The organism is Agarivorans sp. QJM3NY_25, from assembly GCF_050870875.2.
Taxonomy (GTDB): Bacteria; Pseudomonadota; Gammaproteobacteria; order Enterobacterales; family Celerinatantimonadaceae; genus Agarivorans.
The window spans coordinates 2,670,755-2,697,664 of the sequence record NZ_CP194041.2; the positions used below are offsets into that span (position 1 = coordinate 2,670,755).

Annotated in this window: 22 protein-coding genes; 7 read left to right on the plus strand and 15 right to left on the minus strand. The window is 45.2% G+C overall.

The features are described 5' to 3' along the window. Positions 1-890 precede the first annotated feature (890 nt). Positions 891-1,817 (minus strand): dienelactone hydrolase family protein, encoded by a 927-nt coding sequence (locus tag ACRRSW_RS12300; RefSeq protein WP_432459486.1) that lies wholly within the window; start codon positions 1,815-1,817, stop codon positions 891-893. Between the two features lie 413 nt (positions 1,818-2,230). Here ACRRSW_RS12300 and mepA point away from each other — a divergent pair, with 413 nt between their 5' ends. Next, positions 2,231-3,079 carry a penicillin-insensitive murein endopeptidase gene (gene mepA, locus ACRRSW_RS12305; protein ID WP_432459487.1) on the plus strand — a complete coding sequence of 283 codons (849 nt, stop codon included), beginning with the start codon at positions 2,231-2,233 and terminating at the stop codon, positions 3,077-3,079. Here the strand turns inward: mepA and ACRRSW_RS12310 are convergent. Then, positions 3,046-3,843 (minus strand): metallophosphoesterase family protein, encoded by a 798-nt coding sequence (locus tag ACRRSW_RS12310; RefSeq protein WP_432459488.1) that lies wholly within the window; start codon positions 3,841-3,843, stop codon positions 3,046-3,048. The genes mepA and ACRRSW_RS12310 overlap by 34 nt on opposite strands. 164 nt (positions 3,844-4,007) lie before the next feature. Here ACRRSW_RS12310 and ACRRSW_RS12315 point away from each other — a divergent pair, with 164 nt between their 5' ends. The 3 genes from ACRRSW_RS12315 to ACRRSW_RS12325 all read left to right on the plus strand — a co-directional run bounded on the left by ACRRSW_RS12315 (position 4,008) and on the right by ACRRSW_RS12325 (position 6,575). Next, on the plus strand, positions 4,008-4,772 hold the full coding sequence (locus tag ACRRSW_RS12315) for a sulfite exporter TauE/SafE family protein (protein WP_432459489.1): 765 nt from the start codon (positions 4,008-4,010) through the stop codon (positions 4,770-4,772). A 146-nt stretch (positions 4,773-4,918) separates the two neighbouring features. Further along, positions 4,919-5,680, plus strand: a complete 762-nt coding sequence (locus ACRRSW_RS12320) for a transporter substrate-binding domain-containing protein (protein WP_432452938.1) — start codon at positions 4,919-4,921, stop codon at positions 5,678-5,680. 232 nt (positions 5,681-5,912) lie between these two features. Further along, positions 5,913-6,575, plus strand: a complete 663-nt coding sequence (locus ACRRSW_RS12325) for a dihydrodipicolinate reductase C-terminal domain-containing protein (protein ID WP_432452937.1) — start codon at positions 5,913-5,915, stop codon at positions 6,573-6,575. Between the two features lie 69 nt (positions 6,576-6,644). Here ACRRSW_RS12325 and ACRRSW_RS12330 read toward each other — a convergent pair whose 3' ends face one another. Continuing rightward, positions 6,645-7,178 carry a nucleotidyltransferase family protein gene (locus ACRRSW_RS12330; protein WP_432452936.1) on the minus strand — a complete coding sequence of 178 codons (534 nt, stop codon included), beginning with the start codon at positions 7,176-7,178 and terminating at the stop codon, positions 6,645-6,647. Between the two features lie 95 nt (positions 7,179-7,273). Beyond that, positions 7,274-7,606 (minus strand): hypothetical protein, encoded by a 333-nt coding sequence (locus tag ACRRSW_RS12335; protein WP_432452934.1) that lies wholly within the window; start codon positions 7,604-7,606, stop codon positions 7,274-7,276. Positions 7,607-7,859: 253 nt separating this feature from the next. On the opposite strand from ACRRSW_RS12335, the gene ACRRSW_RS12340 reads away from it, so the two are divergent. After that, positions 7,860-9,083, plus strand: coding sequence for a DEAD/DEAH box helicase (locus ACRRSW_RS12340; RefSeq protein WP_432452933.1), 1,224 nt, complete (start codon positions 7,860-7,862; stop codon positions 9,081-9,083). 121 nt (positions 9,084-9,204) lie between these two features. Here the strand turns inward: ACRRSW_RS12340 and codA are convergent, their stop codons facing one another. From codA to ACRRSW_RS12375, 7 genes are all read right to left on the minus strand, one after another. Continuing rightward, entirely contained in the window at positions 9,205-10,449 is a 1,245-nt protein-coding gene (gene codA / locus ACRRSW_RS12345) for a cytosine deaminase (RefSeq protein ID WP_432459490.1), read from the minus strand. A gap of 7 nt (positions 10,450-10,456) precedes the next feature. After that, complete coding sequence (locus ACRRSW_RS12350; RefSeq protein ID WP_432452931.1) at positions 10,457-11,641, minus strand: PucR family transcriptional regulator; 1,185 nt, start codon at positions 11,639-11,641, stop codon at positions 10,457-10,459. Position 11,642: 1 nt separating this feature from the next. After that, complete coding sequence (codB, locus tag ACRRSW_RS12355) at positions 11,643-12,899, minus strand: cytosine permease (RefSeq protein WP_432452929.1); 1,257 nt, start codon at positions 12,897-12,899, stop codon at positions 11,643-11,645. Between the two features lie 273 nt (positions 12,900-13,172). Next, positions 13,173-14,249, minus strand: a complete 1,077-nt coding sequence (gene modC / locus ACRRSW_RS12360) for a molybdenum ABC transporter ATP-binding protein (protein ID WP_432459491.1) — start codon at positions 14,247-14,249, stop codon at positions 13,173-13,175. Beyond that, positions 14,246-14,920, minus strand: coding sequence for a molybdate ABC transporter permease subunit (gene modB, locus ACRRSW_RS12365; RefSeq protein WP_432452927.1), 675 nt, complete (start codon positions 14,918-14,920; stop codon positions 14,246-14,248). The genes modC and modB overlap by 4 nt, the downstream gene beginning before the upstream one ends. A gap of 59 nt (positions 14,921-14,979) precedes the next feature. Then, on the minus strand, positions 14,980-15,759 hold the full coding sequence (modA, locus tag ACRRSW_RS12370) for a molybdate ABC transporter substrate-binding protein (protein WP_432452926.1): 780 nt from the start codon (positions 15,757-15,759) through the stop codon (positions 14,980-14,982). 21 nt (positions 15,760-15,780) lie between these two features. Then, positions 15,781-16,623 (minus strand): TOBE domain-containing protein, encoded by an 843-nt coding sequence (locus ACRRSW_RS12375; protein WP_432452925.1) that lies wholly within the window; start codon positions 16,621-16,623, stop codon positions 15,781-15,783. A gap of 616 nt (positions 16,624-17,239) precedes the next feature. Between ACRRSW_RS12375 and ACRRSW_RS12380 the strand changes: the two genes are divergently transcribed. Next, the gene (locus ACRRSW_RS12380) at positions 17,240-19,246 is read left to right on the plus strand and encodes a methyl-accepting chemotaxis protein (RefSeq protein ID WP_432452924.1); all 2,007 of its coding nucleotides are present in this window, start codon (positions 17,240-17,242) and stop codon (positions 19,244-19,246) included. A gap of 137 nt (positions 19,247-19,383) precedes the next feature. Here ACRRSW_RS12380 and ACRRSW_RS12385 read toward each other — a convergent pair whose 3' ends face one another. From ACRRSW_RS12385 to ACRRSW_RS12395, 3 genes are all read right to left on the minus strand, one after another. Then, a complete protein-coding gene (locus ACRRSW_RS12385; protein ID WP_432452923.1) occupies positions 19,384-19,878 on the minus strand; it encodes a GNAT family N-acetyltransferase in 495 nt (164 codons plus the stop codon). A gap of 109 nt (positions 19,879-19,987) precedes the next feature. Then, on the minus strand, positions 19,988-22,396 hold the full coding sequence (locus ACRRSW_RS12390) for a beta-glucosidase (protein WP_432459492.1): 2,409 nt from the start codon (positions 22,394-22,396) through the stop codon (positions 19,988-19,990). Between the two features lie 97 nt (positions 22,397-22,493). Further along, positions 22,494-23,522, minus strand: a complete 1,029-nt coding sequence (locus ACRRSW_RS12395; RefSeq protein ID WP_432459493.1) for a helix-turn-helix domain-containing protein — start codon at positions 23,520-23,522, stop codon at positions 22,494-22,496. A gap of 497 nt (positions 23,523-24,019) precedes the next feature. Here ACRRSW_RS12395 and ACRRSW_RS12400 point away from each other — a divergent pair, with 497 nt between their 5' ends. Continuing rightward, on the plus strand, positions 24,020-26,044 hold the full coding sequence (locus ACRRSW_RS12400; protein WP_432452920.1) for a glycoside hydrolase family 3 N-terminal domain-containing protein: 2,025 nt from the start codon (positions 24,020-24,022) through the stop codon (positions 26,042-26,044). A gap of 76 nt (positions 26,045-26,120) precedes the next feature. Here ACRRSW_RS12400 and ACRRSW_RS12405 read toward each other — a convergent pair whose 3' ends face one another. Then, complete coding sequence (locus ACRRSW_RS12405; protein WP_432452919.1) at positions 26,121-26,867, minus strand: substrate-binding periplasmic protein; 747 nt, start codon at positions 26,865-26,867, stop codon at positions 26,121-26,123. Positions 26,868-26,910: the final 43 nt, after the last annotated feature.

The window sequence follows — 26,910 nt, forward strand, 5'->3', positions numbered from 1 at the left end:
GAAGCCAAAGCCCACCCTCAATATGCAATACAATAAGTTAATATTAATTTATGGCGGAGTTCAATCCATATTGAGGATGGCCTGTTGGTACTGCAGTGACCAATACTCTCGATAAAAACCCCGGTATAACCAGTGAGCAACTCTTTAACACCGCTCACCCAATGACAAGGTATGATAATACTCACTCTATTTTAGCCATTCGCGGCCGCAACAGCTCGACACGCTTTTGGCATCATAAAATACTCCGCTTGTTGCTGATCACTCCGGGTTTCTCCATAAGGTATCACTTGTCGACCTCGTCATAGCTGCTGGCCAAGTTCGCTACTCGGCTTATCTAAAGCGCCTTCAAGCATTTGGCGAAGCCCTTCAACTCGGTTTCAAGCATCTTCCGAGCGGTAAACACCAATAAACATAAACCTCATTGCGAAGCGCAGGCGTACATCGGCCCAAATGACATAAAAAACGAGTCATATGAATCACCACCTGATGATGTATTGAGTAAGGGGCTTTACCAAACAAAAGACGATATTACTGGTGAAAGCCACTGAGTGACTGACAACCATTATAGACAGCTGAATTAGTTACCGATTGTCGCTTGTTAAATATCGCCACACGCCGAATTCATCTAGCATAGCTTGATAGACGCGACAACTTGACCGACAAAAAGTGGTATTACCCCCTTCATACTGGGTGTCACGGCGATTCATTGCGTTATACTTCTGCTGAAACTGAAAGCTTAGCTCAAACATTGGTTTTGCTGCGCTGTAATCAGTTCGGATGAAGCTAAACTAACAACCGATCAGCACCCTCGCTACCGAAAAATAAGCAAGTATTTTTCGGTAGCGACAAATAGAAGGCACAAACACAAGCAAGGTTGCGCCTTCAAGTTTTTATCCCAATTGCTGTTTAAAAAAGTCTAGCGTGCGACTCCAGGCGAGTTCGGCCTGCAGCTCGTCATAACGGCCAGTGGAGTCATTATGAAAACCATGATTGGCCCCCTGATACATATGCATCTGGTAAGCAACCTTGTTCGCCAGCAGATCTTGTTCATAATCGGGCCAGGTAGCATTCACCCGTTTATCTAACTCAGCCAGGTGGATCAACAAGGGCGCTTTAATATTTGACCGAAGCTCTTTCGCGGATGGCGTTCCGTAAAATGCTACGCCTGCATTCAGCTGCTTGGCCATTCTTGCTGCTAGCATATTCACCACATAACCACCAAAACAAAAACCAACCGCGCCCAACTTACCGTTACTGGCGGGATGTTCCTTCAAAAAAACGGCGGCGGCCAAAAAGTCTTGTTCAATTTTACCTTTATCAAGGGACTTTTGCATACTACGCCCTTGATCATCATTCCCCGGATAGCCGCCTAATATATGCAATGCATCGGGTGCAAATGCAATATAGCCAGCCTTGGCTAAGCGCCGCGCAACGTCTTTAATATAAGGATTTAAGCCCCGGTTTTCATGGATCACTAAGATCACCGGCAGCGTTTTGTCGGCATTCTTCGGTGTGACCAGATAACCTCGCCCTTCACCATGTCCCATTGGTGAATCAAACAAGACATACTCGGCTTTAATCTCGGGATCATTAAACGACACCTGCTCAGCCAAGGCATAATTAGGAAGTAGAGCGGAAGACAACATCGCCATAGAAAAACCCAAAGCGGTCAGCTTTGCCAAACGCGCCAGAAAGGTTCGCCGGTCAATCAAGCCATGTGCATATTCGTCATACCAGTCAAAAGCCTCTTGCGGAATCGCGTAAGACTGAGCATCGATACTTGCTGCTGTGCTAGAAAACTGATTAGATTGAGCCACTATCATACCCTCACGTAAAAATAAATTTGCATCCAATGCGACGGCTCACACAGTTGCTTCTGAGCTGCGGCATCTCCATTTACCAACAATCGTTACTCTGGTTCAGCATCAATCGATTGCCCAAACGGCAATCATTAATAAACGCCAAGCATGTTGCTTGTCCTTCACCCAAAACAGAGTGGCTTGAAGTACTCCCATACCACAACGATCAGCTTCACAACAAGCTAGGCAACACATCAGCTACAAATTACCAACCAAATATCAACATAAATGATCTAAGCAATAAGCGCAAACTATCACGAGAGATCCCTCAACCATCAAATCAAATGGTTTGCGATAAACAATACCGTACGCGCTTAGCTAAGTGCGCTAAACTTTGCGAACCAACCGCTAATAAAGGAAATCAAGTCAATATGCTGGAGCGATTCAAACTGGTAATTAGCTTGAGTGTTATGGTCAATATTTCGGTGATGGCAGCCAGTCACCCTTGGGAGCAGATCAATAGCCCCTCACATGGGAGCCCTAATGCCATAGGCACCTATAACCAAGGTTGTCTAGCCGGAGGCCAGCCCTTAGCGCTCACCGGCGAAGGCTATCGGGTGGTTCACCCCGAACGTCGACGCAATTATGGTCATCCAAGCTTACTCGGATTTATTCAAGACTATGCCAAAACGCTAAAAGCTAAGGGCCTGCAGAATATTCTCATTGCCGATATGTCAATGCCGCGAGGCGGACCATTTAGTCATGGTCATCGTAGTCATCAAATCGGCTTAGATGTGGATATTTGGTTTAAAACCACCACAGACAAACTCACGCCATCCCAACAGACAAACCTTAGGCCTATCAACTTAGTTGACTCAAAAAACTTCCGACTTGAATCTGCTTGGTCAAGTACGCATCAGCAAATGCTAAAAATTGCCGCGCAAGACCCGCGAGTCGCGAGGATCTTCGTCAATCAGGTCATCAAACAGCAGCTCTGCACTCACACTCAAGCCAAACAACACTGGTTGGCTAAAATTCGACCTTGGTGGGGGCATACCAAACATATGCACATCAGGCTTCACTGCCCTATCGATCAACCACTGTGCCAAGAACAAACGGCCTTAGCTGAAGGCAATGGCTGTCAAGATCTGGTTTGGTGGAAACAACAACTGACGCAACCAGCAACTCTGCGCAACACTCCCCCAGCAAAGCCCAAACCTAAAGTAGACTTACCAGCCCCATGCGCTCAATTACTTGCTCGACCCGAAACCAAAGCATAGGCCCAATCATCGCGACCGCGCAGCTCCGCCAGTGCAACAGCTTTTTGTATATCGTAGGCAACCTGATATTGCGCCACTGTCCAACCTTGCGCCGTCAACTCTACAATGGCATAACGTGCATGCGGGCTAAAATTTTCCATCACATGTGAATTGGGCCAATCATCTCGATAAGCTTGTAAGCCGACACTGCCGGGGTTCACCAGCAATTGCTGCTCCCCTATGTTCACCACCCTTGGCGTATGGCTATGACCGCATAAAATTAATGGTGATGTTTGCCCTTCGAGTAAAGCTAATATTTCATGCTCTGAACGTAGCTGGGCAAAGCCTTGACTCACGTCATCTACGAGGTAGATCAAGTCATCCCCAGGGCTTGCATGACACAAATAAACCTGCTCGTTCAATTGCAGATCAAAAGGAAGCTGCTGCATCCACTGGAGTGGCTCAGGCCCTAAATCGTCTAAAATAAACTGCATCGTTGGGTTCGTCGCGCAATCAGCAGCACTTGCTTGATAAATCTGGCGATCTTGATTTCCACAAATCGTCACAAAATCAAGTTCCCTCAGGCGCTCGTAAGTCGCCCGAGGCGCAATCGGTCCATATAAAATATCACCTAGATTGACCACCACATCAACCCCTCGGTTCTCAATATCTGCCACCACCGCCTCAAGTGCGTACAGGTTGCTGTGGATATCTGACAATACCGCAATTCGCATCAACTCATCCTCTTTAAAATTCAACTTGGTCGCTTCAATAACTCGAGTCAAACAATACCCGTCCGTGTCTTAACACCTAATGGACGAACTGGGATTGCCGGTAAGTTTTTACCGCAAGCCTATGAAGTAACAGATTTATATCAGAAATTCACTAGAGTTAACCAGCAAAGTATTGTCATTGCGATAGACCTGAAGCTTGTACGAGCAATGGATTAATGATTAGTATCATCAAACAAACCCAAAAAAGCGAAGCTAAGCATTTGTCAACAGAGTCTATTTTGGGCTTAAGCGCCTTAGTTACATCATTGATTGCCGCCATATTTGGCTTTGGTGGTGGCATGTTATTGATTGCCGTACTGCCTTTATACCTAAGTCCAAGTACCATCATTCCCATTCATGGGGTCACACAACTCGCCAGCAATATCTCGCGAAGTTTGTTTTCGCTCAAGCACGTACAGTGGCCGCTCATCGTCCCGTTTTTAATTGGCTCAATCCTCGGCGTTGGTTTATTTGGCTTAGTACTAAGCCATCTACCCAGCAAATATATTCCTGCGCTTATAGGCTCCTACATTGTGTTGAACTTATGGAGCAGCAAGTTTTCTCGCCTCATCAATCGATATGAGAGTTATTACCTGATTGGTGTCCTGCAAACCGGATTGGGTTTAGTCGTGGGTGCAACTGGCCCTATCGGTACCAGCGTGTTAGCCAAAAAGCTGAGCGACCATAACCAACTGATTGCTACCAGTTCAATGTTTATGACGATTAGTCATTTACTTAAAATATTGGTATTTGGCTTTATCGGCTTTAGCTACACTGAGCATCTTAACTTACTGATAAGCATGGTGCTTGGTTCGGTACTCGGCTCTTATTTAGGGACCAAAATGCGCAGGCTGGTCGGAAATCAGCGACTCATATGGCTCATTAAAGCATTGTTAACTGGACTCGCCCTAAAAATGATATTCAGCGTGATATTGACTTAGAACTAGAATGCTTTCACCCTCTCTATGGTGAGGCTGATATCACTTGTATAAAACTTACTCATATCGTCGAACTAAAAAGACCGGAGAAATTCAATTTTCGGCTTAATACAACACACATAAACGCAACTATACGGATATTCCTATTTATGAAACTCGTCACATTCATTACAGCTGTTAGCCTTTTGTTCAGCGCAGCCTCCCAAGCAGACCGTTTACAAGACATTCAAAAACAAGGCTACATCACCGTCGGTACCACTGGTGATTACAAGCCTTTCTCTTTTTACGATGGCGCAACGTTCAAAGGTTACGACATCGACGTCGCAAAACACTTGGCCCATGAAATGGGCGTAGAAGTTAAATTTGTTCAAACCACCTGGAAAAACCTACTGTTGGGCTTAGATGAAAACCAGTATGACATCGCTATGGGCGGCATTACACGTCGTATCTCTCGTCAAATGGCCGCAGAACAAAGTCAAGGTTACATGACTTTTGGCAAGTGCTTCTTAGTCGCTCAGGGACGCGGTTCTCTATTTGATACCTTAGAAGAAGTAAACCGTCCAGAAGTTAAAGTTGGGATAAATATTGGCGGAACCAACGAAAAATTTGCCGAAAAATACCTGAGTAAAGCCACTTTGGTACGCTTTGATAACAACCTAGATGTCCCCAAAGCTCTAGAAGCGGGGAAAATCGACGTGATGGTAACCGAAACACCGGAAGCTCTTTATTATCAAGTGATTAATAAAAAACTAGAAGCGGTGCGCGAAGACAATCCATTCACCAAAAGTCAATTTGGTTACCTGATCCCAGATGGTGAACAACGCCTGCTGAACACTGTTAACTTCATCATGGATGAGATGAAACTAAAAGGTATCGACCAGGATTTAATGAAGAAAAACTCATTAAAATAAGTGCTGATTAAAATTCAAAATCACTGCTTCATTAAGCATCGATGAAGCGGTGAGCCTTGTCATCCAGACGTTCACCTAAGTCGTTGATGTAAGCTAAGAGCACAAACATTATTCGAGCGGAGCTGGATCAATCATGACACGGCTTTTTATACACTAAGCGAGAAATTCAGATCTAATATTTTCAAGAACGGATTACGGCGTAATCCCTTATTAAATAGGCAATATAAATCATATGAATGTTTTTGTAGTTGGGAATGGAAAACTAGCAAACGAGCTACTCAGTCAATTGCAGTTTAACCAAGTGAAGGCTTGGCACGAAAGAGCGAACAACAACCCGGCGATTATTGTACATGCGGGTTCAGGCAGAGAACTCGAAGAAATCATGACCTATTGCCGAAATACAAATTCGGTGTTGGTTGAGCTTTCAACAGGATCGCAGATAGAGGAGATAGCTATCGACTTTAGCGCAGTAGTCTGTCCGAATATCAATATATTGATGCTCAAATTCATGCATATGATTTCAAACCACGGACAACAATTCCAACAATATAACATCCAACTAAGTGAATCGCATCAGTCAGAAAAAACCTCGGTGCCGGGCACTGCAGTTTATTTAGCGAATGCATTCGACCTGCCTGTTGAGGACATTCACTCCATCAGAAATCCAGAACAGCAGCAACACTTATGCGGAGTTCCTTCGGAACATCTATCCAGACACGCAGTCCATCAAATAACGATTCAAGATAGTTCATGCAGCATCTCCTTGGAATCGCGGGTGTACGGAGATTCTCCCTATGCATCGGGGGTTTTAAAAGTCATACACGCTATTGAGAACCACCAATTGGAGCAGCGCCTATATACCATTCATGAACTGATCGAAAAAGAATGGCTGTAAATAACGAGTAAACCAAAGCTATAAAGCTCAACTCAAAAGATCCGCGTAGTATTCAAAACCGGTGTCCAATTACCCCTCAATCGTTAGCTTAGGCCACTGCGCCAACCACGTTTTGGCCTGTATTCGCTGCTCAAAGACTTCACGAGACCGCTTAGGATTATGGGTAATGTTCAATTGAAATAACGACTCAAAGCCAAAGGCCGAAACACACTCATAGCCTTGAGAAGTTTTACGGATCGCCACCGCTGTTTCTTTTTCCGGCCAAAAACTCATTGCATCCAAAGTACTTAAGTACGGTCGATCATGATTACGCAGGTGCATCCGGGCTTGGTTGCGCACCTGCCAGTGAAGCTGGGGCATGTAAGATCTAAGCTTAACTTCAAGTTTCAGCTGCCTTTCTGGATCCGTCTCCTCGGCATCAAAGTAAATCACATCCACATCATTGAGAGGCGTAGCAACTGGTTTATGATGCAGATGATCCCAAACCATATTACGCACAAAACCAGCCGCTAAATACCCCTGAGGCAAGCCAAGTCGGTGAACACAGTCAAGTGCCTGCAAACGTTGTTGATCGTTTTGCAGCAGCTGGATGATAGTTTCCATTTGAACCTAATTATTCACATATTAACGAATAACAACTGATTACTTTCTGTATTCACGACTGAGATGCTAAAACAAAACGCAACCAACAAGACTAATTATTTATTTTTCAACCAAATGGTAGAATTAGAAAATACAATTTGCTTACAATTGTTAGTAATTTCAAATGTTACTCCCCAATCAGTTGAATTACCGCCCAAGTGATCGATTTCTCCGGTTGCCGTTTGACTTTTTTCATTTATCAAAACAATTTTATCTGCATTCTGAGTCACATAAGTGGCACCACCATAAACCTGACAATACCCAGTACAAACATAGTAACCTGCGATATCGACATACCCTTGTTCGTTCATAACGCACTGAGCTTGAGCATTCCAAGAAGAAAAAGACAAAACGGCCAAAGAAATAATGCTTTTAACAAAATAATTCATTTACAACGTCCTTGATATTAAAAGAAAATATATTTTATAAAAAAATAGTTAACCGCGCCACTAAGCATCCTTATCGAGGCTAAGAACATAATCCCCTGCACGATTCGCAATATCTCTCTAAACTGGGTATTTATATAGTAAGTATTAGCCCCGCTAAGCAAAGCGCGCGCTTCGTGCTACAATCGCAAGCTTATCTGCGCTTAGTGCTATTTGCCTTAATCGCGGCCCTATTGTTCGTCATCTGAGACCCTTCATGCCATTTTCTAAACTTGGATTAAGTACGCCGATCTTACAAGCTTTGAGCGAGCGTGCATATCAACAGCCCACGCCCATTCAGCAACAAGCCATTCCGGCTATTTTAGCGGGTAAAAACCTGCTCGCCGCGGCGCAAACCGGCACCGGCAAAACGGCCAGCTTTGTATTGCCCATTTTGCAAAAACTAAGTAAAGCGCAAACGCCCCTGCGCGGTAAACGGATTCGGGTGCTGATCCTTACCCCCACCCGTGAACTGGCGGTTCAGGTTGAAGAGAATATTGGCCATTACGCAAAACATTTAGAAATCAGCTCACTGGCAATGGTTGGCGGTGTTGACGCAGAACCACAGAAACAAGCCCTAATCTACGGCGTAGATATTCTGGTCGCAACCCCGGGGCGCCTGCTGGATATGATCCATCAACGAGCCCTGCACTTCGACCAACTTGATACTTTGGTGCTCGATGAAGCCGACCGAATGCTGGATATGGGCTTCATCGACGACCTTGAGAAAATTTTGCAGCGCCTGCCCGAGCAGCGTCAAAGTCTGTTGTTTTCGGCAACTTTATCTCCACAAATTAAGCGCTTAGCCAAAACGACTATCGAAAATCCGCTGGAAATCAATGTGGCGTCGTCTGCGGATAACAGCCCTAAAATCGAGCAATGGTTAATTACCGTCGACAAAGACAAAAAGTCGGCATTACTCAGCCAGATGATCGTTGATAACAACTGGCAACAGGCGCTGATCTTTATTCAAACCAAACATGGCTCGGCCAAACTGGTGAGCCAATTGGAGAAGCGTGGCATTCAAGCCGAAGCCTTTCATAGCGGCCGAAGCCAGGCCTCACGTAGTAAGTTACTCGCCGATTTTAAATCTGGTGAAGTCCAGTTTGTGGTGGCTACTGGTATTGCAGCGCGCGGCATCGACATCGATGAATTAAGTCGTGTGGTCAATTATGATCTGCCCGATCAAGCCGACGACTATATTCATCGCATCGGCAGAACCGGCCGGGCTGGCGCTGTTGGCGAAGCGATCTCTTTTGTCTCAAAAGATGACTTTAGAAACCTTTGTTCGATTGAGAGTCGCCTCGGTCAGCTGATAGAACGCCGGGTCGTTGAAGGCTTAGAGCCGAAAAAAGAAGTGCCAATTTCTATCCTGAATTATCGGCCCAAATCAAACAAGGGTTCGGGGCATTACAAGCCAAGAAACAAAGTCAGCCACTAAACCCGCGAGCCAATCACAAACTAAATGTTGCAAAAGGCCTTGTCACTGACAAGGCCTTTTTGTAGCTCGGTGATTGCAAACGACAGTGTCTAGCGACCAACACGATCTCTAAACCACAGCTTCAAAAAATCGGTGATTGCAGCAGCTCGGCAGGTTTGCGCTCAATTAGGATCTGACCTTGGCGCACCGACAACAATACCTCACCTTGCTTTTGCAAGACCTCGACATCATTCCCACCTTCTAATACGATGAAATTTGCTGGTTTGCCCAGCTCAATACCGTATTCATCTTCTACCTGTAGGGTTCTTGCACCATTATCAGTGATCAAATCTAAACAGTTTTGAAGTTCACTGTAGCCCATCATATGGCAGCTGTGGATCCCGGAGTCCAATACCCGCAACAGCTTACCGTTGCCAAGGGTATACCAAGGATCTTGGATGGAGTCTTGGGCAAAACATACATTTAAACCGGCTTCACGTAGTTCTTTAACCCGAGTGATACCACGCCGCTTAGGGTAGCTGTCGAAACGACCTTGTAAATGAATGCTCTCGGTTGGACAAGAAACAAAATTGATTTTCGACATTTTTAGTAAGCGAAACAGCTTGGAGCAATAGGCGTTATTATAGGAATGCATGGCAGTGGTATGACTGGCGGTTACCCGTGGTCCTATATTGGCTTCCAAAGCTGCGGTGGCGAGAACCTCCAGAAAACGCGCCGCATCGTCATCAATTTCATCACAATGCACATCGACCAATTTACCGGTTTGCTGCGCCAACTCTATCACCCAACGCATCGATTCCACCCCGTATTCACGAGTAAATTCAAAGTGCGGGATCCCACCAATCACGTCGGCGCCCTCTTCCAACGCCTGTAGCATTAACTCGCGACCATTAGGATAAGACCAAATACCTTCCTGAGGAAAGGCCACTATTTGCAACAATATCTTATCTTGAAGACGAGACTTGAGCTTAGCAATCGCTTTTAGCGCCACTAACTGCGGATCGGTAACATCCACATGGGTACGAATATACTGCACGCCATTGGCCACCAACAGTTCGACTGTTTTAAGCACCCTTTGCTCAACATCTTCGGCACTTAACATCGGTTTGCGCTCGGCCCAACGTTCGATCCCCTCAAATAACGTTCCGCTCATATTCCAATTGGGTTGCCCTGCCGTGAGGGCTGCATCGAGGTGAATATGTGGTTCAACGAAGGGGGCGCAGCAAAGATTTCCCTTAGCATCATAACTACCTGCACTGATCGCTAGGGTACTTTGTTGTTGCTCTATTTGGCTAAAGCAACCATCACGAATGCTGATACTAAATAGCGATTCTTGGCCACGTAGCCGAGCATTAATAATTTTCATCGGATGATCATCCATAGTGATTGTTCTCATCTAAAATCAAGGCTTCCATCATCAGCGCATTTTGTAGCGCTAAACGCTGTTGCGCATTGTTTAGTTGCCGCTGGCTTAAGCTTTCAAACTTTTGCAGACGATGCTGCAGGGTATTGCGATGAATACCTAAACTTTGCGCCGTTTGTCGGGCGCTACATAGGTTTTCAAAATAAACTGCCAGCGTGTGTTTTAAAAGTTTCGCCTGCGGCTCTCGATTGGCAAACAAAGGACCCAGCTGCTGGCGGCAAAAATCGGCTAACAACTCATGATTGTCCACTGCGGAAAAAATTTGATTGATACCGAGATCGGCATAATGCAACACCGTTTGGCGCGCACTATTACGGGCAAATTGAGCAGCTTGTTTGGCTTGCTGCGCCGCCAAACCTAAATGAATTATCCCTTGAGGACTCGCACTCACCCCTAAAGCACAATTAAGATGAGCCGCCGCTAACTGTGTCGCAAGTTCGCTCCACAAGTGAATTTGTTGCTCGTGGTTCAAGCCCTCAGGATTTGCCAGAAACAAATACCAGCCATCTTGATACTCTAAAATCGGCAAACGATGGGGATAAGCTTCCAGTTGACGGTTCAAGCTAAAGGCCCAAGCACTTAAGTCGACATCATCGCTCACCATGGGCAGCACCAACGCCACTAACAGTGGCTGGTGCAAATCAAGTTCAAGACTGTTGGCCCGTTGCCGAGCTAAAGCGGGTAGTTTTCGAGGGGACTCGATCACATGGCTTAAAAACCAACGCAGAGAATGTTCGGCCAGATCGGCTTGGATAATCCGATTACAAATAAGCTCGGTGACCTTCACCATCGGCAAACTATAGGGTTGCTCAAACAACGGAAAATCACGTTGTTCGGCAAAGGCCAATACTGCCTCAGGGATCATAGGAATAAATTCCGAGCCGGTCAAAATCACAATACCTGCCGCGTACTTAGCTTGAGCCTCTACGATTAGCTGCTGATAATCTTCAACACTGCGTTGCAAATTGATCCCGGTAACAAAAATCAACTCACCGCCGAGTAGCCAAGGACCTACCTCGAGGTTTTCTGCCACATAGGGCCAACGAACTGAATTGTCTGCACCACCAGCACCGGCTCGAAGAACAAAGGCTTCCAATCCGGCGATAGCGGTGATCTCACTAACTTTTAAGGCCACATTAAGCTTCTTTAGCAAGGCTCGGTTGAGCCGAAGCAATAAACACCAACAGACTATAGAAGGCGCTTGCCACCACAATCCCCACCAAAGGCGCAATCCATGGAGAGAAATAGGCAGCAGCCGAACCCACGACATAGGCGGCTAAGCCTTGTAGATTAAATTGCGGTAAATTAACCTGCTCCAAGGCGGGTGGCGCAGCCTTATACTTCACCCAAAAATCAGTCATGATAATCGCACCAATCGGTGGAATAAAGGTTCCTAACAGGATCAAGAAAGGGATCAATAGATTATACATCCCAAATATGGCCAGCAAAGTACCAATGGCGGCGCCACCTACGGTGACTAAGCGACGTTTATCTGTTCGCAATAAGTTGCACCCCGCAGCAGCAAAATTGTAAATCGTGTTATCTTGAGTGGTCCAAATATTAGTAAACAACATCAATATTGCCACCAGCATAAAGCCTTGCACCACCAATACATCCACCACATCCGCCTGCTGATAAATTAAGGTGCCAAAGGCGCCAACAAATACCATTAAACCGTTGCCCACAAAAAACGCAGCCAGTGTGGTGTACACTGCGATCTTGCCACTCTTGGAGAAGCGACTCCAGTTGGTCGCCTGGGTACCGCCACTCACAAAAGTACCAAATACCATGGTAATCGCAGCGGCAATCGGCATCGCCTGAGTGGGTTCAACCGCAATCAGCTCGCTCAAGCCGCCGACATCAATCAAGCCTTGATACAAAGACAGTGCGATAAACACCAACATGGCAGGTACCGACACCTTAGACAATAACTCAATGCCTTTATAACCAATAGTGGCGGTGATACAAAAACCAAAACCAAATACCACCATCAAAGGAATGGTCAAACTCTCTGGCAAAGCCAGCAATTTAACCAATACGATCGCAATAGTCGCAGTGCCCCAGGCATACCAACCCACTTGAGTAAAACCCAAGACAAAATCTGACAACATACTGCCCTTCAAACCAAAGCAGTATCGTCCTAATAGCACCGAGTTTAGTCCAGTTTTATAGGCGACATAGGCTAGCCCTGCGGCGTAGGCGCCTAACAGCAGATTACCCACCACAATAATAACCAGCAACTGGGAGAAGGAAAATGCAGCACCTAAGCTACCACCAGCCCACATCGTTGCGGTGAAAAAAGTAAAACCGAGTAAAACTGAGGCCATCGACCAAAGACCTTTTCGTTGGTCATCTGGCACAGCTGATAAAGGAAAATCGTTTGTTTGACTCATGCTGTATCTCCTGAATATAAGTGATCCCTTCAGCGAATAAGTATCAAGAGCTGTGCCATAAGTAGTGCCTAAATCCAAATCTTAAAAACTGTGCACGGCGAGCAAAGCCAAGCAAAGAAAACATACCAAATGCACAAAGGAAGAACTAACGATACTCAACGGAACAATGAAGTCGGGCGTGCAGCACCCCGCCAAGCACCAATTCAAACCAAGTTTGCCCAAAAAGTGTGCATCGATGGTGGTTTCCTTATCAGCCAGCGCTAGCTTGGCAAGCTACAAAATAGCCACTGATTTAATTTGCAACCAAACTTGCTGCTGGAGTTTCAATTGTAAGTGCGCCACTGAATATTCCGAAATCAACGCTTGAACGAGCTGTGAAGAACTCAGTTTTGCTTTTACCAAAGACTCTCCCGCTCTTAGCCCCGGATGAATGCTCTGCACTTCGGCAGGAAACACATTTAAAATTGAACTTTGCTGCGGCTTCACTCGACAAATGCTGACATCGCGAGCGTTGATCCGACAGCGCACCGTTTCTCCCGGCTGCCAGTTTTGCCCGACTAAATAAAAAGCTAAGCCATTCACCGTCAATTGAGTTAAACCATGCTCATGATTCGCGACCACCCTCCCTGTAAGCAAGGTATTAGTTTGGCCGCTAAATAGTGGACCAGATAATTCATTCAGCATCACTTCTTCGAGGCGCCCTTGCAGCACTACCCTGCCCTGATTGAGAACCACCACATGGTCGGCTAAACGCGCAACTTCATCCAGCGAATGACTAACGTAAACGATGGGGATCGCCAGCTGTTGATGTAAACGCTCTAAATAAGGCATGATCTCTTGTTTTAAACTGAGATCGAGGGCCGATAAGGGTTCATCCATTAACAATAACTTGGGAGAGGTGAGCAAGGCTCTTGCGATAGCCACCCGTTGTCGCTCGCCCCCCGATAGCGCTCGAGGGTGACGTTGCAAGAGTTCGGTAATGCCTAACAGCGCAGAGATTTCGCCAATGTCCAACTTCTGTTTATCCGCAGCCAACCGTTGATAACCAAAGAGCAGATTTTGTTGCACGTTCAGATGAGGAAATAAGCTGGCTTCTTGAAAAACGTAAGCGATGTCACGTTGATAAGTCGGCACAAATTGTCCCGTTTGATGATCCTGCCAGACTTCGCCATTCACTGCAAAGTAACTCTGAGGTAGTCGCTCTAACCCCGCCATGGCACGTAAACAGGTGGTTTTGCCCGATCCCGAGGGCCCAAATAATACGGTCACTCCTTGGCTGGGAAACGTCATATTGACATCTAAACAAAAGTCGCCGCGATCGGCCACAAAACGAACTTGTATTTGTGTCATGCCATGACCCTCCGCCGCGCGGCATCATTAAGACTGTAAATTAAGAGCAAAGCGATAAAAGAGAAAGCCAACATGCCACCAGCTAACCAATGTGCCTGGCTGTATTCTAAGGCTTCCACATGATTATAAATTTCTATCGACATTACGCGCGTTTGCCCAGCGATATTCCCACCAATCATCAACACCACGCCAAATTCACCGATGGTGTGACAAAATCCCAGAATGGCGGCGGCAAATACACCTGGACGGGCCAGCGGAAAAGCCACTTGCCAGAAACTGGCAATCGGTCCGGCACGTAGGGTTGCTGCAACTTCCAAAGGCCGCTTCCCTATCGCTTCAAAGGCATTTTGCAGCGGTTGCACCACAAACGGAAAAGTGTGGATCACACAGGCAATCACAATACCGGTAAAGGTAAACGGTAAACTGCCCCAACCGAGAGCATTAAACAACTTGCCAACCGTGCCATTAGGCCCCAAAGCAAGTAATAAGTAGAATCCCAACACCGTCGGCGGCAATACCAAAGGCAAGGCGAACAAGGCACCCACAATGGGTTTGAAACGCGAACGGGTTTGTGCCATCCACCATGCCAAGGGCGTCGCCAACAATAGCAAAATGAGGGTGACTACGGCGGCTAACTTCAAGGTTAACCACACCACCGAAAAATCAGTCATCGACAACTATCCTTCATTTAGAAATACCAACATTTTCGAGCGACAAGGCTCATTGCTACTTACTCATTCACTTGATAACCAAAACTTTTAATTAAGGCTTGAATGGGTGGTGTTTGTAGATAGCTTAAAAACGCTTTGGCCTGCGGATTCCCCTCGCCTTTTTTAAGGATCACCGCATCTTGTTTGATCGCTTGATATAAGTCACTCGGTACAATCCACGCCGAACCATGGCTGATTTCACCATCAACATATACCTGAGAAAGCGCCACAAAACCTAAAGGCGCAGCCCCTGAACTCACTTGCTGAAAGGTTTGTCCTACCGATTGACCTTCCACCAATTTAGGCTGTAATTGTTGATATAGTTCCAAGTTTTTCAATACGGTCACCGAGGCAGCGCCATAGGGGGCCGTTTTGGGATTACTTATCGCCAAATAAGGTAACTGAAAATTGTTTAATACCTTGCCTTGTTGATCCACCAAATCATTTTGATTCGACCACAACACTAAACGTCCTTGGGCATAGGTAAATTGGCTGTCGGCCAGCGCCATCCCCTCGGCAACCAGCTGACTCGGTCGAACTTGATCGGCCGCCATAAAAAACTCAAAGGGCGCCCCATTACGAATTTGCGCATACAGTTTGCCGGTAGAACCGGTGGAAATAAGCAGCCGATGGCCCGTATCTTGATGATACCGCGCCGCGATTTGTAGTAGCGGCTTATAAAAATTGCCAGCAACCGCCACTTTTAAGCCTTCGGCATGCCCCCCAAAGGCGACTGTTTGACCTAACAAAAAACTAAAAACCAAGGTCATTGTTTTAAAAATGCTCATATTATATTTCATGATGAAAGCTCCGTTGACGACTTATCCATAACAACACACAATGACCGAAGACGCAGAGAAACATAGCTTAATCTCAGTATTTTCGCTTAAATCTAAATTCGCTGCACTTTCACTAGGAACCATTGCAGCAAGCGTTTTTTGGTCGGCTAACTCAATACTAATGTCGTCGCACACCGCCCCACGAATAACTCGCGATACCCGTCCCGTAAACTGATTGTCAGCCGCCACCTTAAGTCCTTCACCTTGATAGAGCATCAGCTGCGGTGCTTTAATTAAACACAGCACTTCTGAGCCCAGTACCAAACCTAAACACTCCATGGACTCACAGCTCAACATGGCAGTGACAGTTAAATGCTCCGATACGGCTATTTTTATCACCGAATTAACTTGCCCCAGCTGGATCGCTTTTACCTGACCAAATAATTGGTTACGTGCGCTGCTGCGAAAGCTCAAGCGACGCATCAATTGACGAAAGTGTGCCACTTCGTGATTGCTAATTTTCAGAGGTTGACTCAGCTGCGGTTTAAGTTGCTCGAAGGCCTGCTGGTATTCTAACTCTAGCGCCTTATGTAAGGCGATTAAGCGCTTGGCATATTCGGTTAGTACACTTCCCCCCCCATTCTTACCGCCGCTTTGCTTAATCACCAAAGCCTTCTCAGACAGGTTATTCATTGCATCTAAGGCATCCCAGGCAGCCTTATAAGACATGGGTAAGGCGCGAGCCGCCGCACTTAATGAGCCGTGCTGTTGAATGCCATCCAATAAACGGATCCGGCTATCACTGAGAAAAGGCCCTAACTCACTACACAGTTTTATTTTCCCCAACAAGGGTTGGGTGATGACTGACTTTGTTGATTCCGTCATAGTTTCACCTATATAACGCTAGTGTTAAACATATTTTCATGCTGTAAACCAAAGTCTTTTGGATGAAGTGAATCACCGCTCAAGACTCTTCTAGCGTTTTACTGCAAGTCCAATTCCACTCAGTAAGTAAGTTCTAAGGCATTGTATATAATGGAAATAATTGATAGCCAAAGGTTCCGTGGCTTGTCATAGTAACAACAAAATTCGCTATATTGTAAGTTATACGACGAAATAGACCGTCCAATACTCCCGCAAGGTCTAGGTCCAGCGGCAAACCAATCAGCGGACCACTTTACCGATCGAATCTTAGTGGTTTATGATTCAGCCAACAGCCCAGCATAAATTACCATACCGTTAACCTCAGTGATTCCGATTTAGTTTAAAAAAAGTGAACTGTGTTAGGCTAAGCGTATTATTTAGATGTGAGCCGCTTGGCTTAAACTATCAACACCTTTGGCTATGATTTTATTTATTGTTTGTTTTTCAAACGATTATACTGATAAAAAATGAAATGGCGCTAGGCAAACACCACTCATAATGGCATAAACTATTTTAAGTTAATGCCGATAATACAGAATTAACACAACATATTTTGCTGCAAAAAAAGGAGAGTTTCATGGGAAGTTTTTTTTCCCCGGCGGTCTATCTGAGTGACCGCATCGGGTTTAAGTATAAATTCCTATTATGGACTTGTTTGTTTTTAGTACCTATCGCCTACGGCTTTAGTTCCCTTATTTTAACCATGAACGAAGATATTGAGTCTGCGAAACGGGAATTCTCCGGTTACCAACTTGTCAGTAAAATCCCCGAATTATCAGCCTCGATCGTGCAACATCAACACTTGATGACTTTAAAATCAATGGATAGAGAGTTTGAGCCTGAAAAACTCGTTTCACTCGACCAGTCCATTGATGGTATTTTTGCTCAACTCGCATCCATGATGTCAGAAAATCATCAAACAGAATTACAACAAGTTCAACAGCAATGGCTGGCGTTAAAAGGCAAGCAGCATGGTTCCTTAAATGATCTCTTAGTCGAACACGAAGCATTATTAAGTGATATCAGAGGATTGACTCATAGTATTGGTGCCGACAGTGGATTAACACGAGACCCCCAAGTCACCAGTTATTACCTGATTGCTGTCTCAGTAAATAATCTACCTATTTTACAAAGTAATATCGCCAGACTTAGAGATAAAGGCGGCGACATCGCCGATTTTGGGATCCTAGATGCCGAAGGCAATGCTGATCTCAACTTTAGAACCGACCTGGCCAACGAAGAATTAAAAAATATGCAAAAAGCCCTAACCCTGTTAGGCAATCATGACCCACTTTTCCAGGAAAAGCTCGGCAACCAAGCGACACAGTCTGTTGAATCTATCGGTGCGAGCATCTCATTAATTCGCGATAACATCCTAAAAGACCAGCAGGTAAAAACCAATACCGAGGCGGTTTTCCAAAGCACTCAACTCAGCCTCGATAATATAGAACAACTGGCGACGGCATCCATGAGTTACCTCGGTGAAGAACTCACCGCCCGGAAGTATAATGCCGAAAATAAACGGATTGTACTGCTGGTTGCACTCAGCCTGATCCTGCTCGTCTGTGCTTATTTCATGATTGGTGCTTACCTCTCCGTCAAACGTACCGTGAAACAAATTCGCTTAGTGGCCGGTAAAGTCAACCAAGGTGATCTAAGCGCAGATTTAGTGGTTCATGGTTCAGATGAGCTGGCCGATATTGCTCAAGATTACAAAACAACTCTGCAAGCCTTGCGTCATCTACTGCAACAAGTGACCGCCAGCTCTCTGGAAATGCTCAACGCAACTCAGCGAATTGGTGATAAATCACAAGCCGTGCGTGATGCGATTAATCAACAGCAACAAGAAACTCAGCAAGTGGCGACTGCGGTTGCCGAAATGAATGCGACCGTCAATAACATGGCCGAAGACGCGAACAAAGCGGCAGACTCAACGCTCGCCTCGCAACAAGCGGTGGTGAATGGACAAGAGATCGTTGGCGGTACAATCACCACAATTGGCCTAATTAATGAGGAAGTGGTGACCACTTCAGATTCATTAAGTCAGCTACAACAACAAAGCAATGCGATTGGCAGTGTGATTGATGTAATTAGCAACATTGCCGAACAAACCAATTTATTAGCGCTTAACGCCGCCATCGAAGCTGCACGTGCTGGCGAGCAGGGCCGCGGCTTTGCCGTAGTAGCTGACGAAGTTCGTACCTTAGCCAGTCGCACCCAAACGTCTACTGATGAAATACAAAAGATGATCGAAGGCTTACAGTCTGGATCACTAAGCTCGGTGAACGCTATGGCCAATGCCAGTAATCGAGCACAAAGTGGTGTGGAGCAAGCGGAAGAGGCGCGTGGAGCCTTTAATAATATCACCGAGCGGGTGGATGAAGTGGTCGACCTCAATACCAATATTGCTAGCGCAATCGAGGAACAAAGCAAGGTTATGGATGAAGTTGAACACAATATTGTGCAAATATCCGACGGCGCAAATGCGGCCTTACAAGTTGCCGAAGAAGCCAGTCAAGCCAGCGAAAGCATTCGTCAAGAGGTCAACCAGCTACAACAACTAGTCGACCGTTATAAACTATAAACCACCAGACTAGCGCCCCACTAACCCGCTTAGGCGGGTTGGTTTTTATTTTTAAATCTGAACTTCTCTCAAGCGAGCTGCTAAGCATCATCAATAGCCATCACCATTAATGATGATTCGAACCGTTGACGAGCAGACTAATTCAGCGGAACTAGCAGCTTATGCATAATGTAGCTATCCACATAGCCTTGGTCAGAGTGGAGATAAGCTTGAGGTATCGTACCTAAAATTTGATAACCCAATTTCTTCCACAAGCGCACCGCGACCTCATTCGTCGACACAACAGAGTTAAACTGCATCGCTTTAAAGCCAAGATCTAAAGCAACTTGCTGTGAATGTAAACACAACAACGCCGCGATCCCCTTACCACGGGCAAGTTCAGCAACCATGTAACCGCAGTTACATACATGGCTGCCCGGCCCCATGGCATTGGCTTTTATATAGTAAGTACCCAAGATATGGCCATTCTCTTCATAAACATAACTTTTAAGTGGGCTAAGGCACCACAGCTCATAAGCTTGTTCAATATTGATATCTGGGTCAAAGGCATAGCTTTGCCGATCACTGACTATTTTTTGGAAGCTTGGCCAAAATATCAGGAAATCTGCGTAGGTGGTTGCTCTGATTTGCATATTTAATTTACCTCCGAGATGGCACTGTATCAGTCACCGTACCAAAACGGAAGCGTCCAACTAAACCTCACAACTAAAGCTCACAACTACGCTGCGAGGAGATGGTATTTTACTGTTGATTCAATAACTTTAACTCATGTCGAGGTTTAAGGCTTAGCAATTGATGCCCTAAAGGCTGGGTGTGATCCACGAAGAAAGGTAAACTCAGTTTTCGTTCTCGAGAGGAACTGGACAAGGCCAACAGGTATTCCCCTTTTTCCAACAGCCACTGCGAACCAAAATCATCAAACGAAGCGAGTTGCTCAGCAGTTAAAGTAAAACTCAGTGTTTGTGATTGGCCAGGTTCTAACAACACCGTTTTAGCAAAAGCCTTCAACTCTTGTTGCGGTTTTTCTAACTGACCTTGAGGCGCGCTGACATAAAGTTGAACCACTTCTTTTCCAGCTCGTTCCCCTGTATTGGTAACCGTAAGCCAAGCCTTGATTTCACCGTTAAAAGTAGCGCGATTTAGTTTCGCATTGCCGTATGCAAAATTGGTATAAGACAAACCGTAACCAAAAGGAAAAGAGACATCTTGAGCGAAGCTGTCAAAATAACGATAACCCACATAAATACCTTCGTTATATTGAATTTCTGAAGGCATACCTAATGCAAATTTTAAGTAAGGATCCATCACGATTTGTTCGCTAGTCGCTTTACCAGGGAAGGTTTTTGCTGAAGGAAGCTGTTGATATTTTAACGGAAATGTCACAGCTAACTTGCCAGAAGGATTAACCTCACCACTGAGCACATCAACCACCGCATTGCCTGCTTCCTGCCCCCCCTGCCAAGGCAAAACAATTGCATCAACTTTATCCTTCCAAGAGGCGGTTTCAATCACATTGCCCACATTTAACACCACCACAACTTTCTTGTTTTGCCGATGGAAATGCTTGGATACCTGAGTGATCAACGCTTGTTCCGAGGGAGATAAGTTAAAATCACTCAATTCTCGGTCCTGAAATTCCCCGGAGTTCCGACCTAAGGTGATTAAGGCGATATCAGCAGTTTTTGCTTTTTGTTCAACTAAGGCTGGATCAATTGGCATTTCAGGGATGAGCGGTACTAATTCAAACATCGTTTTCGGTTTGATTCGCTTGGCTTTTTGTTGTTTTGCATAGCGTTGATAGATGTCCGCTAGCTCAGCATCGACAACTAAATGATGCTGGTTTAAGCCCTCAACCAAAGACACGGTATAAGCCTCGTTCACATCTCCGCTGCCAGAGCCTCCAGCGATAAAATCATAAGAAGTATTACCAAAAGCGGCTATCTGCTGAATATCTTTACTAAAGGGGAGCACTTGGTGGGCATTCTTTAGTAAAACCACAGCCTCAGCCGCCGCCTGACGCGCAAGCTGTGCGTGCTCAAGTAATGCGGGATGATCACTGTATTGATAGTTTTGCATTGATGGTGAACGAAATACCAATTGTAGTACCCGCTTCAGATTTCGATCTAACTCCGCTCCACTTAATCTGCCAAGCTCTATCGCCTTGCTTATTTCATCCCTATCGGGCTGGATCCCGGGCATAATTAAGTCATTCCCCGCCGCTGCCTGTTCCGCAGCATCATCTCCCGAGAACCAATCACTCATGACCATACCGGTATATCCCCACTCCCCTCGCAGCACCGAATGAAGTAAGTCAAAACTTTGTGAAGTATAGGTCCCATTCACCTTGTTATATGAACTCATAACGGCCCATGGATGGGCATTTTTTATAGCCAATTCAAAACCTTTCAAATAGATTTCGCGCATTGCCCTTTCGCCAATTTTGGCATCAAGTACCATCCGGCTGGTTTCTACGTTATTCGCAACATAATGCTTAATGGTTGCGCCAACGCCTTGTGACTGAACCCCGTTAACCATCGACGCCGCCAGCGTGCCGCTCACTAAGGGATCTTCAGAGTAATATTCAAAATTTCGTCCTGCCAAAGGATTCAATTGAATATTCATCGCCGGAGCTAATAATACATCAACCCCATATTCTTTCACCTCGTTGCCCATTGCTTGCCCCACCCGCTCCACTAGATGAGGGTCCCAAGTTGAAGCTAAAGCCGTTGCAATAGGAAATGCCGTAGCATAGTAGCTTTTGCGGTCATCTTCTCGCGTTGGTTTAATACGTAATCCAGCGGGACCGTCGGCAAATACAATGGAAGGAATTCCAAATCGCTTAAGGGCATAACTCTCCCCCGCAGCGCCCGGTACTTTTTGTGAACCTCCGGAGGCCCCAACACTAAAGCCAGTCCCCGTTAACATGTTAATTTTTTCAATCAAAGTCATTCGCGAAATAAGATCATCTATTCTCTGCTCGTCTGGCAGCGTAGTATCTTCGTAGGGCTCAAGAAGCCCATTGCCATTTAGATCGGGTGTTGCCGCACGAGCCGAGGCTGGCAATTGATACAGATTGGCGGAGACCGAAGAACAAATAAAAAATAGTGAAATACAAGCGGCCACCGATGACAAATACGAGGAGGAATTCATAGATTTTCCTTATAACTAATTCAAACTTAATGATGAGAAAACAATGCATAAACGGTTTAAAAATCGACTCAGCTTAAGATCCTATCTAAACATTGATTTATTCGGCAACGTGATGCTGCCGATAATGAGAGGGCGTACAGCCAAACTGTTCCCGAAAAAAACGATTAAAACTACTTTGATTGGTAAAGCCTAAACTCTGGCTAATATACAACAGAGAAAATTGTGGTTCGGCCAATAAACGAGATGCTTCAGCACACCGAACCTTTGTATAAATTCCTGAAAAATTTATGTTTTCTTGATTGAGCCGCCGAGCAAGAGTCCAACGGCTTATCCTAAGTTGCTCACAAACCAGTGTTTGCATCGATTCAGCGTGACAATCGATATCTAACTCAGTCCATATCAACTTTTGTAAGATTTTTTCCACTTGAGCTGAATAAGTAAGAGCCGGGCGTAACTGTTGTAACTGCTCTTCCGCTTGCTGCAACAAGTAAGGTTGTAAGGCAGAATTACTCGACTTGTGGGGTAAATGTAAACATTGGCGATGAATGTAATAACTGTTCTGTATGCCCGATTCCACCGAACAATAAAAAATTTCACTCAAGTTACGCTTTTCTTCAATCGATATTGGGAAATTTAGCCGCAAACCTAAATTCGCAGAGTTGTCATCCACATATTCACGAACAATTGCGTAAAAAACATAAAAATGATTAAGAACGACGAGTTTGGTGATCAAAGGATTATCACTTTCAGAATGATATACGATCTTTAAATAATGATCCTGAATGACAAACTCGATGTCATCACATTCTCCGATCAAAGCTCGATAGCGGACATACGCCTTTAACGCTTCAAGCAAAGTGGGTGCATTCCCACACACGGCTCCTAACACATTAAAGTTTGAAAATAAGAAGCTTAAATCCGGTTCTGAATCAAACTGTACTTCGGGGAATATAGAAGTATACAGTTCAAAAAAACGAAAATGCCGCTGAGCGTCAAGCCTACCATTTGCAACGCTAAGCTCTTGCATATTAATCCCTGTGCGCTGCAATAATTGACGCTCATCCACATTCGCACTGAAAACTTGCTCTAAATAAATTTGCGCAATACGGTTGGAAACAGTTTTCATCCCATAAACTCTTATCTTTTGTAAAGCGCTATTATTTGCGGAGACCTCGCTAAAGGTTGTGAGACGGTTCATGCTTCACAATAATCAGATGTAACAAATAGTAAGTAATATGTAATCCTTAGGTAGTCTGCGTGTAAATGCTTTTCGCTCAATTTAACAACCGATACATGATGCGAACATTCAGTAAATCATGAGCAATTCAGGATAAAAAATTTTGCTGCATTCTACACTTTCCAAGCAAGAGATGTATCAATAGAACAAAGCTTAAGCTAGATCGATCTACAGACCTTAGACGATACTCACAAATATATGTAACGGATTGTAATATAGGGTAAAAAATGCATATTATTCACACTTCGTTACACTCGCACCATTTTGAGTGTTGCATGCTCCATATTGCAAAAACAAATTTTCGTCTCCTAGATATAGTCGATGGTGAACCGAAATCATGACTGACAAATGATTCCGTTTACTCACCCCGAATCACAGGAACTAAGATGAAAATAACAATGCTAGTGTTAATCCTCACAGCCGTTACCTTCTCACTACTCAATGGCTGTGGATCCGATGATAGAATCTACTTTCAACCCTCTCTCGGCTATAAAACACTGAGTCTCATTGAAGTGGACAATTACCATTTTAAAGACCTTAATAGAGACGGGCAGCTCAGCCCCTATGAAGATTGGCGTTTAACTAGTGCAGAACGAGCCTCAGATCTCGTCAGCCAAATGAACACCAAACAAAAAGCGGGCTTAATGATGCATGGCACCTTGCCCCTAGACTCCGCTGGCCGCATATCCAGCAATGCGATGACACCACTGCTCAACAACTATGTAAATACCTTTATTACGCGCATGGCTGGCGACCCTCTCGCAATCGCCGAAGATAACAATGCCCTACAACAACGGGCAGAAGCGATTGGTCTTGGGATCCCGGTTACCATTAGCACCGATCCTCGAAATCATTTTATCAACGATCCAAACGCCACCGCCGTTGGGGCTGGCGGTTTTTCACAGTGGCCTGAGTTATTAGGTTTTGCCGCCCTGAATGATCCTGAGCTGGTAAAAGAATTTGCCGATATTGCTCGTCAGGAATATCGTACGGTAGGGATCCATGAAGCGCTCTCTCCTCAAGCTGATTTGTCCACCGAACCTCGTTGGGGTAGGAGCGCCGGAACCTTTGGTGAAGATAACATAATTGCCAAAAATTTGGTGGGAGCTTACATTGAAGGTTTTCAGCGTGGTATCGAAGGGCTCAATCCAAACAGTGTCATCTCTGTCGTGAAACACTTTGCTGGCGGGGGCCCACAACTCAACGGCTTTGATGCGCATAACCACTTTGGTAAAGAACAAGTCTATCCCGGCAGTAACTTTCAATATCATTTACTCCCCTTTGAAGGCGCCTTTGATGCAAACGTGGGCTCGGTGATGCCCTATTACGGCCAGCCTATCGGATTAAACTATAACGACCAGCACATTGAAGCAGTTGGCTTTGGCTTTAACAAACAAATACTCGACACTTTGCTGCGAGGTAAATACAACTTTAAAGGCGTCGTGCTCAGCGACTGGGGGATAGTGAATGACTGTAATGACAAATGTCAGCTCGGCTTAAGCGATCAAGAGCTTACCGATGGTGTGAGCGTTTGGACGGTTCCTTTTGGAATGTCCTGGGGCGTTGAGCCTTTATCAATCGCCGAACGTTATGCCAAAAGCGTCGATGCTGGCGTTGACCAGTTTGGTGGCGTACAAGATCCTTCTCATTTACTGGAAGCGATAGCCGCAGGATTAATAACAAATGAACAAATCGATAAAGCAGCGCAACGGATCTTAATTCAAAAATTTGACCTTGGCTTATTTGAAAATCCCTATGTTGACACTTCTATTGTGACAAATTTTGTCGGCAATGAGGATTTTCAACGCGTCGCAACCAAGACCCAGAGCCGTGCTCATGTATTGCTAAAAAACGACGCGGAAACTTTGCCGCTCAGTCCAAACAAGACCCCGAAGGTTTACTTATATCAAGTCAATGCTCAAGTGGCGACAGACTATGGTTTTACCGTTGTAGATAAACTAGAAGATGCCGATATCGCAATCTTACGGGTGAATACACCTTACGAAACTGATCCGCGCTTACCATTTGGTAACGTACATTTTGGTCAACTTGGATTTTTCGACCAAACCAACTTGATCCAAGACCAAGACCATCAAGGTGTTTATTCGGGCAGTGAAGACTACGCAGCAATCCAGGCTGCCACTGCAGCAGCCATCCCCACGGTTATTTCCATTTACTTGGACCGCCCTGCTATTCTCACGGCAATTGAGCCCAGTGCAAGCGCATTGTTGGCAAACTTTGGGGCTTTAGACAGCGCTTTTTTCGATGTCTTGCTTGGCAAGACACCACCGCAAGGACATTTACCCTTCGAGCTCCCTTCAAGTTGGCAAGCCGTATTAGAACAAGATGAAGATGTAGCACATGACTCGGCCAACCCACTCTACCAACTTGGCTTCGGCTTGAGCTATTAAATCCCTCGCCCGCCCCAACAAGGTGGGCATTTTCTTAAGACAACGACCTTAAACGACATTATTTGTAGCCACGGTATTACTCAATGTATCGGTTGATGATCCGCTGATAGGTTCCGTCACGCTTTAACGCCTTTAAAGTATCACTAAACGCAGCGACCAGTTCAGGCGCAACCGTATTTTTAGAAAAAGCGATATAAGTAGGAACAACCTCAATATGCGGCGACAGTTGTTTTAAGCGTCCCTCTTGTCCCAGCTCCTTGATAATATAAGCCATGGTATAATCTGGGCCAATAATGACATCGAGCCGCTGGTTAACCAACTTCATAACGTTCTGACGATAATCGGCAACTCTTTCTATTTTAGAAATGCCACCACTATCGATAACCTGCTCCCACATCGGTCCATAAGTCGCACCGCGTAGTACCCCAAAGCGATAGGCTCCCAGATCGCCTAATTGTCCATTAAAGGTAATTTCAGATTGTGCTTGCACATATAATACTGCGGCTTGCTCAATCAACACTTCATCACTGTAGTTAAGATAAACTTGTCGCTCTGATTTTTTTACAATGGCAAAAATTCCATCCGCTTTGCTTTCTTCAAGCATGCGCAGCGCTCGAGCAAAAGGATAAACTTCGATGGTGACCGATCGATGCAAACGGGCAAATACTTCTTTTACAATGTCGACCGCAATTCCCTTATTATAACCATTTTGTTGATACTCAATTGGCGGTTGTTCCAGAATTAACAGCTTCAAATGATTGGCATAGCAATAAGGGCTCAACAAGAGCCAAAGACCTAGGCTTAATCTCCATAAAAACTTCATAAAACTCCAAAAGTGAATGGGCTTAAAGCGAGGGTTCAAATGA

Excerpts from the sequence above, each read along its gene's own strand:
- mepA (WP_432459487.1), top strand. The coding sequence starts at position 2,231 with ATGCTGGAGCGATTCAAACTGGTAATTAGCTTGAGTGTTATGGTCAAT.
- ACRRSW_RS12315 (WP_432459489.1), top strand. The coding sequence starts at position 4,008 with ATGATTAGTATCATCAAACAAACCCAAAAAAGCGAAGCTAAGCATTTG.
- ACRRSW_RS12320 (WP_432452938.1), top strand. The coding sequence starts at position 4,919 with ATGAAACTCGTCACATTCATTACAGCTGTTAGCCTTTTGTTCAGCGCA.
- ACRRSW_RS12325 (WP_432452937.1), top strand. The coding sequence starts at position 5,913 with ATGAATGTTTTTGTAGTTGGGAATGGAAAACTAGCAAACGAGCTACTC.
- ACRRSW_RS12330 (WP_432452936.1), bottom strand. The coding sequence starts at position 7,178 with ATGGAAACTATCATCCAGCTGCTGCAAAACGATCAACAACGTTTGCAG.
- ACRRSW_RS12335 (WP_432452934.1), bottom strand. The coding sequence starts at position 7,606 with ATGAATTATTTTGTTAAAAGCATTATTTCTTTGGCCGTTTTGTCTTTT.
- ACRRSW_RS12340 (WP_432452933.1), top strand. The coding sequence starts at position 7,860 with ATGCCATTTTCTAAACTTGGATTAAGTACGCCGATCTTACAAGCTTTG.
- codA (WP_432459490.1), bottom strand. The coding sequence starts at position 10,449 with ATGAAAATTATTAATGCTCGGCTACGTGGCCAAGAATCGCTATTTAGT.
- codB (WP_432452929.1), bottom strand. The coding sequence starts at position 12,899 with ATGAGTCAAACAAACGATTTTCCTTTATCAGCTGTGCCAGATGACCAA.
- modC (WP_432459491.1), bottom strand. The coding sequence starts at position 14,249 with ATGACACAAATACAAGTTCGTTTTGTGGCCGATCGCGGCGACTTTTGT.
- modB (WP_432452927.1), bottom strand. The coding sequence starts at position 14,920 with ATGACTGATTTTTCGGTGGTGTGGTTAACCTTGAAGTTAGCCGCCGTA.
- modA (WP_432452926.1), bottom strand. The coding sequence starts at position 15,759 with ATGAAATATAATATGAGCATTTTTAAAACAATGACCTTGGTTTTTAGT.
- ACRRSW_RS12375 (WP_432452925.1), bottom strand. The coding sequence starts at position 16,623 with ATGACGGAATCAACAAAGTCAGTCATCACCCAACCCTTGTTGGGGAAA.
- ACRRSW_RS12380 (WP_432452924.1), top strand. The coding sequence starts at position 17,240 with ATGGGAAGTTTTTTTTCCCCGGCGGTCTATCTGAGTGACCGCATCGGG.
- ACRRSW_RS12385 (WP_432452923.1), bottom strand. The coding sequence starts at position 19,878 with ATGCAAATCAGAGCAACCACCTACGCAGATTTCCTGATATTTTGGCCA.
- ACRRSW_RS12390 (WP_432459492.1), bottom strand. The coding sequence starts at position 22,396 with ATGAATTCCTCCTCGTATTTGTCATCGGTGGCCGCTTGTATTTCACTA.
- ACRRSW_RS12395 (WP_432459493.1), bottom strand. The coding sequence starts at position 23,522 with ATGAAAACTGTTTCCAACCGTATTGCGCAAATTTATTTAGAGCAAGTT.
- ACRRSW_RS12400 (WP_432452920.1), top strand. The coding sequence starts at position 24,020 with ATGAAAATAACAATGCTAGTGTTAATCCTCACAGCCGTTACCTTCTCA.
- ACRRSW_RS12405 (WP_432452919.1), bottom strand. The coding sequence starts at position 26,867 with ATGAAGTTTTTATGGAGATTAAGCCTAGGTCTTTGGCTCTTGTTGAGC.